The sequence below is a fragment of the Streptomyces xanthophaeus genome, from assembly GCF_030440515.1.
GTDB lineage: Bacteria > Actinomycetota > Actinomycetes > Streptomycetales > Streptomycetaceae > Streptomyces > Streptomyces kutzneri.
Genome location: NZ_CP076543.1, coordinates 963,599 through 976,532 on the forward strand (window position 1 = coordinate 963,599; position 12,934 = coordinate 976,532).

Annotated in this window: 10 protein-coding genes; 1 reads left to right on the forward strand and 9 read right to left on the reverse strand. The window is 70.5% G+C overall.

Going from position 1 to position 12,934, the window contains the following annotated elements; translation table 11 throughout:
* Nucleotides 1-43: 43 nt before the first annotated feature.
* The 8 genes from KO717_RS04215 to dnaK form a co-directional block, all read right to left on the reverse strand.
* Complete coding sequence (locus KO717_RS04215) at nt 44-1,795, reverse strand: FAD-dependent oxidoreductase (RefSeq protein ID WP_189733875.1); 1,752 nt, start codon at nt 1,793-1,795, stop codon at nt 44-46.
* Entirely contained in the window at nt 1,795-2,058 is a 264-nt protein-coding gene (locus KO717_RS04220) for a UBP-type zinc finger domain-containing protein (RefSeq protein WP_189733877.1), read from the reverse strand. The genes KO717_RS04215 and KO717_RS04220 overlap by 1 nt, the downstream gene beginning before the upstream one ends.
* Nucleotides 2,059-2,125: 67 nt before the next feature.
* A complete protein-coding gene (gene trxA / locus KO717_RS04225; RefSeq protein ID WP_301364513.1) occupies nt 2,126-2,584 on the reverse strand; it encodes a thioredoxin in 459 nt (152 codons plus the stop codon).
* A complete protein-coding gene (gene clpB, locus KO717_RS04230; protein WP_301364514.1) occupies nt 2,581-5,220 on the reverse strand; it encodes an ATP-dependent chaperone ClpB in 2,640 nt (879 codons plus the stop codon). The genes trxA and clpB overlap by 4 nt, the downstream gene beginning before the upstream one ends.
* A complete protein-coding gene (locus KO717_RS04235) occupies nt 5,211-5,618 on the reverse strand; it encodes a chaperone modulator CbpM (protein ID WP_189733885.1) in 408 nt (135 codons plus the stop codon). The genes clpB and KO717_RS04235 overlap by 10 nt, the downstream gene beginning before the upstream one ends.
* Nucleotides 5,618-6,565 carry a J domain-containing protein gene (locus KO717_RS04240; protein WP_301364515.1) on the reverse strand — a complete coding sequence of 316 codons (948 nt, stop codon included), beginning with the start codon at nt 6,563-6,565 and terminating at the stop codon, nt 5,618-5,620. The genes KO717_RS04235 and KO717_RS04240 overlap by 1 nt, the downstream gene beginning before the upstream one ends.
* 6 nt (nt 6,566-6,571) lie before the next feature.
* Nucleotides 6,572-7,180, reverse strand: coding sequence for a nucleotide exchange factor GrpE (gene grpE, locus KO717_RS04245; protein ID WP_202198230.1), 609 nt, complete (start codon nt 7,178-7,180; stop codon nt 6,572-6,574).
* A gap of 8 nt (nt 7,181-7,188) precedes the next feature.
* A complete protein-coding gene (gene dnaK, locus KO717_RS04250; RefSeq protein ID WP_301364516.1) occupies nt 7,189-9,090 on the reverse strand; it encodes a molecular chaperone DnaK in 1,902 nt (633 codons plus the stop codon).
* Nucleotides 9,091-9,606: 516 nt separating this feature from the next.
* On the opposite strand from dnaK, the gene KO717_RS04255 reads away from it, so the two are divergent.
* The gene (locus KO717_RS04255) at nt 9,607-11,388 is read left to right on the forward strand and encodes a PucR family transcriptional regulator (protein ID WP_237410258.1); all 1,782 of its coding nucleotides are present in this window, start codon (nt 9,607-9,609) and stop codon (nt 11,386-11,388) included.
* Nucleotides 11,389-12,370: 982 nt separating this feature from the next.
* On the opposite strand, the gene KO717_RS04260 is transcribed toward KO717_RS04255, so the two are convergent.
* Nucleotides 12,371-12,922, reverse strand: coding sequence for an RICIN domain-containing protein (locus tag KO717_RS04260; RefSeq protein WP_301364517.1), 552 nt, complete (start codon nt 12,920-12,922; stop codon nt 12,371-12,373).
* Nucleotides 12,923-12,934 lie beyond the last annotated feature (12 nt).

A 12,934-nucleotide genomic window follows, 5' to 3' on the forward strand; every position in this document is an offset into this window, starting at 1 on the left:
TTCTTACGGGTTGGGCCACCTGTGGGGTCCGACAGGGACAAGGTCAGCGCGAGGGCACGGACCTGCCCGCTACCGGCCGACGTCCTTCGGAGTCGGCGGTGACCAGGTTTCCCCTCCTTTCCCGGTGCTCGTGCACGAGGCGGATCGCCATGGCGCCTTCACCGGTCGCCGAGGCCACCCGTTTCACCGAGCCGCTCCTGACGTCCCCGGCGGCGAAGACCCCGGGCAGGCTGGTCTCCAGCAGCATCGGATCGCGGCCCAGCGAGGCCCACCGGTTCGCGTCGGCCACCGCCCGGGCGTCGGCGCCGGTGAGGACGAAGCCCTTCTCGTCCAGGGCCAGCACGCCCTTGAGCCATTCCGTGCGCGGCCGGGCCCCGATGAACACGAACAGCGCCGCGGCCCGTAGCTCACGGCGCTCATTGCTTGCGTTGTCCTCCACCGTCAGCGACTCCAGCTGCTCCTCCCCTGCGACGCCCCGTACTTCGGTGTGGAGCAGCACCTCGATCTTGGGGTGCTGCTCCACCTGGTCCACCAGGTAGCGCGACATGTCCGCGTTGAGGTCGCTGCCCCGGACGAGGAGGTGGACCCCGGACGCGTGGTGGGCGAGGAACAGCGCCGCTTGCCCGGCGGAGTTCCCGCCGCCGACCACGGCGACCGGGTCCGCCCGGCAGAGGCTGGCCTCGTGGACCGTCGCCGCGTAGTAGACGCTGATGCCTTCCAGGCGGTCGATGCCGGGCACTTCGAGCCTGCGGTACCGCACGCCCGAGGCGAGCACCACGGCGCCGGCCTGAACCCGGGACCCGTCTGCGAAGGTGACGACGTACTCATCGTCCTGCGGGGTGAGCGTGCTGACCTCCGCCGGCACCATGAGGCGGGCGCCGAACTTGTGGGCCTGGAGCACCGCACGTTCGATGAGTTCGCCCCCGGAGATGCCGGACGGGAAGCCGAGGTAGTTCTCGATGCGGGACGAGGTCGCGGCCTGGCCTCCGGTGGCCACGGCGTCGACGGTGACCGTGGTGAGACCGTCGGAGGCACCGTACACGGCGGCGGCGAGTCCTGCGGGGCCCGCACCGACCACCATGACGTCGCAGCGTTCGTTCTCGGGCGAGGGGGCGGGCAGTCCGATGAGCCGGGCGAGTTCGGCGTTGCTCGGATTGCGCAGGAGCCGCTCCCCCTGCCAGAGGACCACCGGTGTCTCCTCGGGACGGATGGAGAACCGGCGCAGCAGCGCCTCGGCCTCCTTGTCCCTCTCCAGATCCACCCAGCGGTGGGGCAGCCGGTTGCGGGCAGCGAACTCGCGCAGCCGCAGGGTGTCCCGTGAGTAGCACGACCCCAGGATCCGGAAGCCTGCACCGAGGCCGATGAGCAGGAACCTGCGGCCCAGGTAGGCGCGGAGGATCAGATCGCCGAGGACGGGGTCGCTGCCGACCAGGGCGCGCTGCCGTTCCACCGGTACGGCCAGGATCTCGCCGGCCTCGCGCACCACGGCGGTGTTGAACGCCGCCTGGCCTTCCAGCAGTCCGAGTTCGCCCAGGAACCTGCCGGGTCCGTGGACCGCCACCGTCCGCTCGTCGGGGCCGCCCTGGTCGTGGAGGATTTCGACGGTCCCGCTGAGGATCGCGAGAAACTCCCGGAACGGCTCGCCCTCGCGGTACAGCACCTCGCCCTCGGCGGTCCTGCGGCGCTCACCGTGCGCGGTCAGGTCCTCGAGCTGCTCCGGCGTGAGGCGGGGGAACGCCCCGTACCGATCAGGTGTCTCGCGGACCGCACCGTTCTCGTGCTCGGCCGTGCTCATCAGACCAGGGCCTCGTGAACGTAGCACCAGCGCCAGTCCTCTCCCGGCTCGAAGGACTGCACGACGGGGTGACCGACGCTCCCCGCATGCCGTCTGGCGTGCTTGAGGGGGGAGGAGTCGCAGCAGCCGACGTGCCCACAGGTGAGGCAGAGGCGCAGGTGCAGCCACGGCGAATGCTCCCTGAGGCACTCCTCGCAGCCCTCCGGGGTACGCGGCGTCACTGGGCGCACCATCGCCAGGTGCGGGTCGACAATCGTGGCCATGAGAGTTTTCCTTCCGTAAACGGGCCTGATCGGCCGCGGGCGACGATCTTCCTCAGCGCCGTCGTCCTCACCCTCCCGCAGTGGTCTGCCTGCCCGCCATCGCCTGCTCGACCCACGAGCGCAGGACGTGAGCGGGTGCCGCGCCGGCCTGCCGGGCGACCGTCTCGCCCCGGTCCAGGACGAGCAGGGTCGGCACCGCCTGCACCTCGAACCGCCGACTGAGCCGTGGGTTCTGGTCGATGTCGACCTTGACGAGCTTGATCTGTCCGGCGAGGTCCCGGGCGACCTGTTCGAGGGCTGGGCTGACCATGCGGCAGGGGCCGCACCAGGTGGCCCAGAGGTCGACGACGACGGGCACCGTGGCGTTGTCGGCGACCTCGGCGAAGTCGCCGTCGCCCGCGTCGACGACCCAGGGCAGGGGGTGCTTGCAGTGGCCGCATCTGGGCCGTCCCTCGGCAGCCACGGGAATCCGGTTGCCGCGCCCGCAGTTCGGGCAGGTCACCGTCGTCGTCCGGGTGGCGTTCACGCTGCCCTCGCTTCCCTGTCGCCCTCCTGCTGGTCGTAGGTGACCACCAGCTCCGCGTGCTCGGCGTCGACGCGCACCGTAGCGCCGTCCTGGACGTCGCCGCGCAGCAGGGCGCGCCCGACCAGCGTCTCGACCTCGTGGGAGATGTAACGCCGCAGCGGCCGGGCCCCGTACACCGGGTCGTAGCCCTGGTGGGCAATCAACTCCCTTGCAGTGTCGGTGAGTTCGACCGTGATACGGCGCTCGGCGAGGCGCCGTCGCAGCTCGTCGAACTGCAGCTCCACGATCCGCTCGATCTGTCGCTCACCGAGCGGCTTGAACAGCACGATGTCGTCGACGCGGTTGAGGAACTCCGGGCGGAAGTGCCCGCGCAGCTCGCCCATCACCAGGGCGCGGGCGTCGGGCTTGATCTCACCCTCGGCGGTGGCGCCGTCGAGGAGGTGCTCGGAGCCGATGTTCGACGTCATGATGATCACGGTGTTGCGGAAGTCGACGGTGCGGCCCTGGGCGTCGGTGATGCGACCGTCATCGAGGATCTGCAACAGCGTGTTGAAGACATCGGTGTGCGCCTTCTCGACCTCGTCGAACAGGACGACCGAGTACGGCTTGCGGCGCACGGCCTCGGTGAGCTGGCCGCCCTCTTCGTAGCCGACGTATCCGGGCGGTGCGCCCATGAGCCGGCTGACGGTGTGCCGCTCCTGGTACTCGCTCATGTCGAGGCGGACCATGTTCTCCTCGGAGTCGAACAGGGTCCGGGCGAGGGTCTTGGCCAGCTCGGTCTTCCCGACGCCGGTGGGGCCGAGGAAGATGAACGAGCCGATGGGACGGCGAGGGTCGCGGATGCCGGAGCGGGCACGGATGATGGCGTCGGTGACGAGCTTGACCGCCTCGTCCTGGCCGATGACGCGCTCGCGCAGGATCTCGTCGAGGCGCAGCAGCTTCTCGCGTTCGCCCTCCTGGAGACGGGCAACGGGGACGCCGGTCCAGGCGGCAACGATCTCGGCGATCTCCTCCTCGGTGACGACCTCGCGCAGCAGCCGGTTCTGACCTTGTTTGGAGGCGAGTTGCTCCTCCTCCGCGGCGAGTCGGCGCTCCAGGTCCTGGAGGCGGCCGTAGCGCAGTTCGGCGGCGCGGTTGAGGTCGTAGGCGCGTTCGGCCTCCTCGGCATCGTGGCGGACCTGTTCCAGTTCCTGGCGCAGTTCCTGCACGCGGCGGATCGCCTGCCGTTCGGCCTCCCACTGGGCGCGTTTGGCGTCGGCCTCGCCGCGCAGGTCGGCCAGTTCCCTGCGCAGCTCCTCCAGGCGTGTCTTGCTGGCGGGGTCGGTCTCCTTGGACAGGGCGGCATCCTCGATCTCCAGCCGCGTGACGCGGCGGGTGATCTCGTCGAGTTCGGCGGGCATCGAGTCGATCTCGGTACGCAGTCTGGCGCACGCCTCGTCGACGAGGTCGATGGCCTTGTCGGGCAGGAACCGATCGGTGATGTAACGGTGGCTGAGGGTGGCTGCGGAGACCATCGCGGTGTCCTGGATCTTCACGCCGTGGAAGACCTCGAGGCGTTCGCGCAGTCCGCGCAGGATGGAGATGGTGTCCTCCACGCTGGGCTCCTCGACCAGGACCTGCTGGAAGCGACGTTCGAGGGCGGCGTCCTTCTCGATGTGCTTGCGGTACTCGTCGAGGGTGGTGGCGCCGATCATGTGGAGTTCGCCGCGGGCCAGCATCGGCTTGAGCATGTTGCCCGCGTCCATGGCTCCTTCGGCGGCGCCTGCGCCGACGACGGTGTGGAGTTCGTCGACGAAGAGCAGGATGCGCCCTTGGGCGGCCTTCACCTCGGACAGTACGGCCTTCAGGCGTTCCTCGAACTCGCCGCGGTACTTGGCGCCGGCGACCAGGGAGCCCATGTCCAGGGCGAACACCGTCCTGTCGCGCAGGCCCTCGGGGACATCGCCGCGAACGATGCGCTGGGCCAGGCCCTCGACGATGGCGGTCTTGCCGACGCCGGGGTCGCCGATGAGTACGGGGTTGTTCTTGGTCTTGCGGCTGAGGATCTGGGTGACGCGGCGGATCTCCGCGTCACGGCCGATGACCGGGTCCAGCCGCCCGGACCGGGCCTCGAGGACGAGGTCGCGTCCGTACTTCTCCAGGGCCTCGTAGGCCACTTCGGGGTTGGCGGAGGTGACGCGCTGGTTGCCGCGGACCTGGGTGAGCGCGCTCAGGAACGAGTCCCTGGTGATGCCGGCCTGTTTGAGCAGTCGCCCGGCGGCAGTTGACGAGCTCTCCTCGGCCAGGGCGAGCAGGAGGTGCTCCACGGAGACGTACTCGTCCTTGAGGCGTTTGGCCTCCCGTTCGGCGGTGTCGAACAGGTGGGCGAGGCGCTGGGTGACGAAGACCTGGCCGGGCGCCGCGCCGGGGCCGGTGACCTTCGGGCGACGGGAGAGTTCCTCGCGCACGGCCTCGCGCAGTCCCTTCGGCTCCTTGCCGGCCTGCTCCAGCAACCGCGGGATCAGGCCGTCCTCCTGATCGAGGAGTGCGAGCAGCAGGTGTTCCCCGTCGACCTCGGTGTGCCCCATGCGACCGGCCGCGGTCTGGGCCTCCTGGAGGGCTTCCTGGGACTTCTGGGTGAGACGGTTCATGTCCATGGGGGTGTTTCACTCCTCGTGCCGCGGCCGCGCAGGGCGGCTTCGAGCAGGCTGATGCGGTCGAGCAGGTCGAGCACCAGGCCGATGGATGCGTAGTTGAGGCAGAGTCCGGTGCGCAGCCGCTGGATGCGGGCGAGGACCGCCGGGGCCGTGGGGTCGAACACCAGGTGTCCCGCGGCGTCGCGTTCGGCGTCGATCAGGCCGAGTGCGACGAACCGGCGGATCAGATCGGGGTGGAGGCCCGAGCGACGGGCCACGGCGTCGAGGGAGAGCCTGGGGGCGGGCACGAGCGCGTACCGGACGGCCGTCGAGGCGGTGAGGTCGGCGCCCGTTCGTACCGGACGGTTGCCCGCGCCGGCCCGGCCGGGGCCTGACGCTCCCGCGGGTGGTTCGTTCATCACGTCCTCCTGGGGTCGTACGAGGAGGCGGCGGCGAGCTCCGCGAACAGTTCGCGCTCCCGGTCGCCGAGAGTGGGTGGCACCACGATGCGGAGTTCGGCGTACAGGTCTCCGTCCGCGCCGCGCGGGTTCGGCATGCCCTCGCCGCGCAGCCGCAGCCGCCGGCCGCTGGACGAGCCCGCGGGCACCGTGACCTTGGCCGTGCCGCCGCCGGGGGTGGGCACCGGCACGGTCGCGCCCAGGGCCGCCTCCCAGGGGGTCACCGGGACCTGGACGTGCACGTCGCGGCCGTCCAGCCGGAATCGGGGGTGGGGCTGGATGCGCACGCGCAGGTACAGGTCGCCCGCGGCGGCGTCACCACTGCCCCGGCCGCCCTCGCCCGCCAGCCGGATGCGCTGCCCGTCGGTGACGCCCGGCGGCACGTCGACCTCGTACCGCCGCGGCTGCCCGGTGGGACCGGCGAGCGTGACGGTGCGACGGCCACCCCGGTACGCCTCCTCGACGGTGAGCGCCAGTTCGGCCTCCTGGTCCGCTCCGGGGACGCTCCCTCGGGCGGCTCCGGCTCCGAACATGGAGCCGAGCAGGTCCTCGATGTCGATGCCCTCCGCTCCGAAGTCGTCTCCGAAGCCGGCGTACCGGACCCGAGGGCCGCCCCCGCCTGCGGTCGTCCGACCGCGGAAGCCGCCGCCCGCTCCGGCCGCGACCCGCTCGTCGAAGTCCTCCGGAATCTTGCGGAAGTCCTCGCCGAAGCGGTCGTAGCGGGCCCGGGTCTTGGGATCGGACAGGACGCTGTATGCCTCGTTGAGGTCCTTGAAACGCTCTTCCGCCCCAGGGTCCTTGTTCACGTCGGGGTGGTGCCTGCGGGCGAGTTTGCGATATGCCTGCTGGATCTCGTCCTGACTCGCGGACCGCGACACCCCGAGCACCTCGTAATAGTCCCGCGCCATGACCGGTCACTCCCGCTTCGCGACGGTCACGGCGGCGGGCCTGAGCTGCCGCTCGCCGTCCCCGTAGCCGGGGCGCAGTACCTCGACGACCGTGCCCGGTGCGGCGTCCGGGTCCTGGACGATGCCGACCACCTCGTGCCGGGCCGGGTCGAAGGCGACGCCGGTCTCCGCGTGCCGCGGGTAGCCGAGCAGTTCGAGGACGTTCACCGCTTGGTCGCGTACGGCCCGGATGCCCTCCACGATCGCGCCCGGATCGGCGCCCGCGTGGGTCAGGGCGAGTTCGAGGTTGTCGAGGACGGGCAGGAAGGCGGCCGCCGTGCGGGCCCGCTCCACCGCCCGTTCGCGCTCAAGTTCCCTGGCGTGACGCTTGCGAAGGTTGTCGAGGTCGGCGAGTGCGCGCCGCCAACGGTCCTCCAGTTCCAGGATCGCGGTCGTGTACTCGTCCTCGGCAGGCGCGGAGCCGGCGGCATCGGGTCCCGGCTCGCCGTTCGCCGCTTCGGGCCGGGGCGGGCCCGGTTGGGGCAGATCCCCGCGAGGCGGGGGTCCGGCGCCTTCCGGGACCGGTTCGACCGGATCCGGCGCGGCCCGGTCGGGTTCCTGGGGGTAGGTGGGCATGGCGCGCCTCAGCCCTTGTCGAACTCGGCGTCGATGACATCATCGTCACCGCCACCGCCACTCGTGGGTCCGCCGGTGGCGGCGTCCTGACCGGGACCTCCGCCCGTGGCGGCGGCGCCCTGATGGGCCGCCAGCCCGGCGAGCACCTGCTGGAGTTCGGAGGTCAGGGGCCGCACGCGCTCGACGCCCGCCTCTTCCTTGACCGCCGCGCGGGCGTCCGACACGAGCATCTCGCCGCGTGCCTTCTCGTGCGCGGGCGCCGCGTCGCCCAGTTCGGCGAGAAGCTTCTCGACCTGGTACGCGACGGCGTCGAGTTCGTTGCGGGCGTCGACGGCCTCGCGGAGTGCCTTGTCCTGGCCCTGGTTGCTTTCGGCCTCCTGGACCATGCGTTCGACCTCGCTGCGGTCCAGGTTGGAGCTCTCGCTGATGGTGATGCCCTGTTCCTTGCCGGTGTCCCGGTCGCGGGCCTTGACCTCGAGGATGCCGTTGGCGTCGATGTCGAAGGTGACCTCGATCTGGGCTTCGCCCCGCGGCGCCGGCCGGATGTCGGTGAGCTGGAACCGGCCCAGCACCCGGTTGTCGGCGGCCAGCTCGCGCTCGCCCTGGAGGACCACCACGTCGACGGCCGGCTGGTTGTCCTCGGCGGTGGAGAAGGTCTCGCTGCGGCGCACCGGGATGGTGGTGTTCCGCTCGATGATCTTCGTCATCACTCCGCCGCGTGTCTCCACGCCCAGCGACAAGGGGGTCACGTCGAGCAGCAGTACGTCCTTGACCTCACCCTTGAGCACCCCTGCCTGGATCGCGGCACCGAGGGCCACGACCTCATCGGGGTTGACGCTCATGTTGGGTTCCTTGCCGCCCGTCAGTCGGCGGACCAGGGTCTGGACAGCGGGGATGCGGGTGGATCCGCCGACGAGGATGACCTCGTCGATGTCGCTCTCGCCGACCTTGGCGTCGGCGATGGCCTGCTGGACCGGTCCCAGACAGCGCTCCACCAGGTCGCCGGTGATCTGCTCGAACGTGGACCGCATGATCGAGTCGGTGAGGTGCTTGGGCCCGGCGGCGTCGGCGGTGATGAACGGCAGGCTGACCTGCGTCTGCGTCACCGAACTCAGCTCGGTCTTGGCCTTCTCCGCCGCCTCGAACAATCGTTGCAGCGCCTGCGCGTCCTGGCGCAGGTCGATGCCGTTCTCCTTCTGGAAGTCGTCCGCGAGGTGATCCACCAGACGCCGGTCGAAGTCGTCGCCGCCCAGGTGGCTGTCGCCGGCGGTGGAGCGCACCTCCACCACGCCGTCGCCGACGTCGAGGATGCTCACGTCGAAGGTGCCGCCGCCCAGGTCGAAGACGAGGACGGTCTCGTGCTCCTTCTTGTCCACGCCGTACGCGAGGGCGGCCGCCGTCGGCTCGTTGATGATCCGCAGCACTTCCAGTCCCGCGATCCGGCCTGCGTCCTTGGTGGCGGTGCGCTGGGCGTCGTTGAAGTAGGCGGGCACCGTGATGACCGCCTCCGTGACCCGCTCCCCGAGCTGCTTGGAGGCGTCGTCCGCGAGTTTGCGGAGCACCTGTGCGCTGATCTCCTCGGGCGCGTACAGCTTGTCGCGCACCTTGAAGCGGGCCGCCCCGCCGTCGCCCTCGACGACGTCGTACGCCACCGCCCGGGCCTCGTCGGAGATCTCGTCGAAATGCCGGCCGATGAACCGCTTGGCCGAGTAGATGGTGCCCTTGGGATTGAGGATCGCCTGGCGCCGGGCCAGCTGGCCCACCAGACGTTCCCCGGTGTCGGTGAAGCCCACCACGGACGGTGTCGTGCGGTTGCCCTCGCTGTTGGGCACGACGGATGGCTCTCCGCCCTCCCACACGGCGATCACCGAGTTGGTGGTGCCCAGGTCGATGCCCACTGCCTTGGCCATGAGGAACTCCTCCCGGTACGGCGCCTGCGCCGACTGTCCGGATCACGTTCGTTCGGGTACGGGTGGGACCTCTGCCAGTGGTCTGCATCCCGCCGATCAGCCCTGCGGCCTCGTCGGAGACCTCCCCGACGAGGAGCAGGGCGGAGACGACGGGGTCGAGCCGGTTCACCAGGCCGAACAGCGACCCGAGCAGGACACCGGGGCTCTCCGGCCACGGGAAACCCGTGGCCGGAGAGGTGGTCAACGGCGCGTGCGGCGTCCCAGTACGTCTTGTACGGGGCAACCGGCCTGCGGAGCTGCTCGGTCACCACCCGGCGCTACCTACCGGTGCGCGGACGGTTTCGAACACTCCCTAGGGTGGCGTGCCCAGTGGCTCCACGCCTGCGCCTGGCAAGTCGGAAAAGCACGGGTCCGGTCGCCCCACGAGTACGAGAGGCAGAATCCGAACCTCTCGTATGAGCCGACCCGACCAGCACCGCCGCTCGGCTGTAGGCTCGAAGAGAACGGAGTGATCCCATGGCCAGCAGCCGGGCGCACAACCTGTACTGCCGCCGCTGCGACAGGGAGAGCCGCCTTCCGCTGGGCAGCGGCAGGCGAATCCCCATGGCCGCGCGGCGTGGGCCCCGCCCACCCGATCCAACCCCGGCCGACCGTGTCCCCCACGCGCTGATGGTGCTCTCCGGCGCCCTGTTCGACACCCTGGACGAAGGCGAGATCCTGAGCCTGGCCATGGACCACATAGACGCCGCTGGGCCCTACAGTACCGAGGCCGGATACCTCAAAATGGACGGCGACCTGGTCCCCAGCCCGCGGAACGGGCAGGTCCATGCGATGGCCGTGGACCGGAGGGTGCGGGAGCTGGCCGGGGCGGACGGCCCTGTGACCGTGCCCGGCTGGCCCTGGGGCCGGGCCCTGGGGCTACGCGGGCCCGAGAGACTCCACGGCTACCTCGTGGTGACGTCCCGCTCCCGGCCCACCGAGGCCGAGCGCCTCCTGCTCGCCACGTTCGTCCGGCACACCGCCGCTGCACTGTCTGTCGCCTTCGCACACCGCCGCCGACGTGAGGACGCGCTGGAGCTGCACCGGCTGAGGGAGGAGCGGACAGCCCTCCAGGGGCGGCTGATCTCCGTCGTGGCCGAGCTGGGGTACCAGCAGGCTGTTCACGCGCTCATGGCCGACGTCGCCGTCTCGGGCGGCGGCGAGGAAGCCATCACCCGCGCACTGCACGGGCTCACCGGACTCCCCGCGCTGGTCGAGGACCGCTTCGGGCGGCTGAGGTCCTGGACCGGTCCCGATCGCCCCGACCCCTATCCCGAACCGGACCCCGTGCGCCAGGACGAAATGCTGCACGCCGTCGCCAGTCGGGCCGGGCCGGTGCGGATGAAGGACCGGCTGGTCACTCTGATCCGCCCGCACGGCGAGATCCTGGGCGTGCTGGCCCTCGTCGACGTCCGGGGCGAGGCCGACAAACACACCCTGCGCGCACTGCAGGACGGCGCCGCGTGGCTCGCCCCGGAGCTGGCGCACCTGCGCAATCTGGCCGAAGTGGAGTCGAGGCTGCACCGTGAGCTGGCCGACGACCTCCTGGCAGGGACGGACGAGGCGAGCGCCTACGCCCGGTCCGAGGCCGTCGGACACGACCTGCACCGCCGCCACTACGTCGTCGTGGTGCAGTGGTCGAACCGGACCGCGGACGAGCCCTTCGCGCAGACCGTGGGCCGGGCGGCCTCTGCCGTGGGCATGCACTCGCTGCTGACCCGGCGTTCCGACCACGTGGTCCTGGTCGCCGACGACAGACCGCACGCCTGCGCACTGTACGAGGCGCTCGTCCGGGAGACCGGGACACGGTCCGGGACCATCGGGGTGAGCGCCCCTTGCGACTCCCTGGACGCCATCCCCCACCACTACCAGGAGGCGCAGCGCGCCCTGGAAGTGCGCCGCCACTCCCGCGAGCACTACGGCACGACGTTCTTCGACGAGCTGGGCCTCTACCGCATCCTGGGACCCGGCAACGATTACCGGGAACTGGAGACGTTCGTCCACGAGTGGCTCGGGCAGCTGATCGACTACGACTCCCGGCACCACACGGCCATGGTGGAGACGCTGTCCCAGTACTTCGACTGCGGCGGCAACTACGACGAGACCGCCGAATCCCTCGCGATCCACCGCAGCACGCTGCGCTATCGGCTCCAGCGCATCCGCAACATCAGCGGCAACGACCTCGCGGACGTCGAGGACCGGCTCAACCTCCAGGTGGCGACCCGAGTGTGGAAGATCGTGCTGGGCGGATCCGACTGAAGCACACTGGAACTGTCGTGCGCGAATGTCCACGCGCCACAGTTGCGCGTACGCCGCTGCACAGCCCGGCAGTGCTGGTCCTCAACCGGTCGGACACGACGGCGCGTCCGGTGCGGCCCCGAGGCGTTCGTAGTCGTGCGGGGACGATCCAAGCCGTGCCGTAAGGGATGTCACGGGAGTCAGCTTCGCTCAATTGCCGTCAGGCCAAGGAGAGCCTCTGGTTCGCGGCCATGGAGCACACCTTGGCCGACCTGGTGGAGGCCGCTTTTCTCAGGGCTCGGCACCTGAGCGACGGCACCGGCCTCAGCACGCACGCGGAGACGGTGGCCGACCAGAGGTGCGTCCCCGCCTTCTCCAGGGCGTGCCGCAAGTGGCCCCCTGAGCCGAAGGTGAAGTGCCGGGTCTCCCTGGGGTCGTAGGCGACCTCGTAGGTCGCGGCGTCGTCGGTGTGCGGGCGACTGGTCCCAGAGCCCTGGACCCCGTAGAACGCCCCGATCAAGTGCCCCCGCGCGACGATCCACCTGCACAGCCTTCCTGACCCACGCGGCTGCGTTCTTCCACAGCCGGGCATCACGCGCATCGAGCAGGTCCTCACCGACATCGCTTGGGCCTACCGCCGCCGGCAGCATTCAGTACGGAGCGCTGCCGGCGCAGCAACGTGCGGGGTTTTCCGTCGGCAGCCGACCGATCCCGACTGCGTCGCCCGCCCCGGCCCGACAGGCCGGGTCAGCCTCGTGAGCGTCCATCGCCCAGACGGGTGTTCTGCGGCGTGGTGGGTGCGTACACGACTAAAGTAGTTCGCTGGTAGGCGCTCGAACCAGTCGGGGGAGCACTGCCGTTGTTGTGGCGACGGCCCCGAACCGTCCCGCCGCCCGCGTGGTCCCGGTGATGAGCCGGGGCTCCTCGGCGCTGCGACTGAGGGCCGCCATCCGTTCCTGACCGTAGTCCCTGCTTCGGCAGACCGAAATCGCAGTGGGCACGGCTACAGCTTGAGGTTCCACACCCATTGCTGGTTTGCGGCGCCGTGGCAGGACCAGACCTGGACCGGCGCTCCGTCATCGGTCCGCCGGTCAGCGACGTCGAGGCAGAGGGCCGGGCCCTGGTTCAGCCGTTCCGCCGCGATGGGGTCCGGGTTTCGGTCGGTACGGCTCCAGCGTTCGTTCGGGTTCCCGTTGCAGTCCGACTGGTTGACGCTGGATCCGTTGACCCGCGACAGGAATCCGATCTGTAGGCATTTGCCGCTGTGGACGTTCCTGATGAAGTAGCGGCCCGGGAAGGTGCGGTCCAGGGACATCCTCCATTGCTGGTTCGGCCGGCCGGAGCAGTCCCAGAGCCGGACGGGCGCCCCGTTGTCGGTGCGGTCGTCCGCGACCTCCAGGCACTTGCCGGAGGTGTGGAGCGGGCGGATTTCGAATGCGTAGTCGTGGTTCGGTACGGGATTGGCCCGGGCGGGCGCCGTCGCGATGAGGACGGCGGCGAAGGCTGCGGCGAATACGGCCGGCATTCGGTGGGAGGGCAGGGAACGGGACTGCATGGATGCTCCGGG

What these genes read in the sequence shown, in the direction of transcription:
- KO717_RS04215 (WP_189733875.1), bottom strand. Translation starts at nt 1,795, where the DNA reads ATGAGCACGGCCGAGCACGAGAACGGTGCGGTCCGCGAGACACCTGAT.
- KO717_RS04220 (WP_189733877.1), bottom strand. Translation starts at nt 2,058, where the DNA reads ATGGCCACGATTGTCGACCCGCACCTGGCGATGGTGCGCCCAGTGACG.
- clpB (WP_301364514.1), bottom strand. Translation starts at nt 5,220, where the DNA reads ATGGACATGAACCGTCTCACCCAGAAGTCCCAGGAAGCCCTCCAGGAG.
- KO717_RS04235 (WP_189733885.1), bottom strand. Translation starts at nt 5,618, where the DNA reads ATGAACGAACCACCCGCGGGAGCGTCAGGCCCCGGCCGGGCCGGCGCG.
- KO717_RS04240 (WP_301364515.1), bottom strand. Translation starts at nt 6,565, where the DNA reads ATGGCGCGGGACTATTACGAGGTGCTCGGGGTGTCGCGGTCCGCGAGT.
- grpE (WP_202198230.1), bottom strand. Translation starts at nt 7,180, where the DNA reads ATGCCCACCTACCCCCAGGAACCCGACCGGGCCGCGCCGGATCCGGTC.
- dnaK (WP_301364516.1), bottom strand. Translation starts at nt 9,090, where the DNA reads ATGGCCAAGGCAGTGGGCATCGACCTGGGCACCACCAACTCGGTGATC.
- KO717_RS04255 (WP_237410258.1), top strand. Translation starts at nt 9,607, where the DNA reads ATGGCCAGCAGCCGGGCGCACAACCTGTACTGCCGCCGCTGCGACAGG.
- KO717_RS04260 (WP_301364517.1), bottom strand. Translation starts at nt 12,922, where the DNA reads ATGCAGTCCCGTTCCCTGCCCTCCCACCGAATGCCGGCCGTATTCGCC.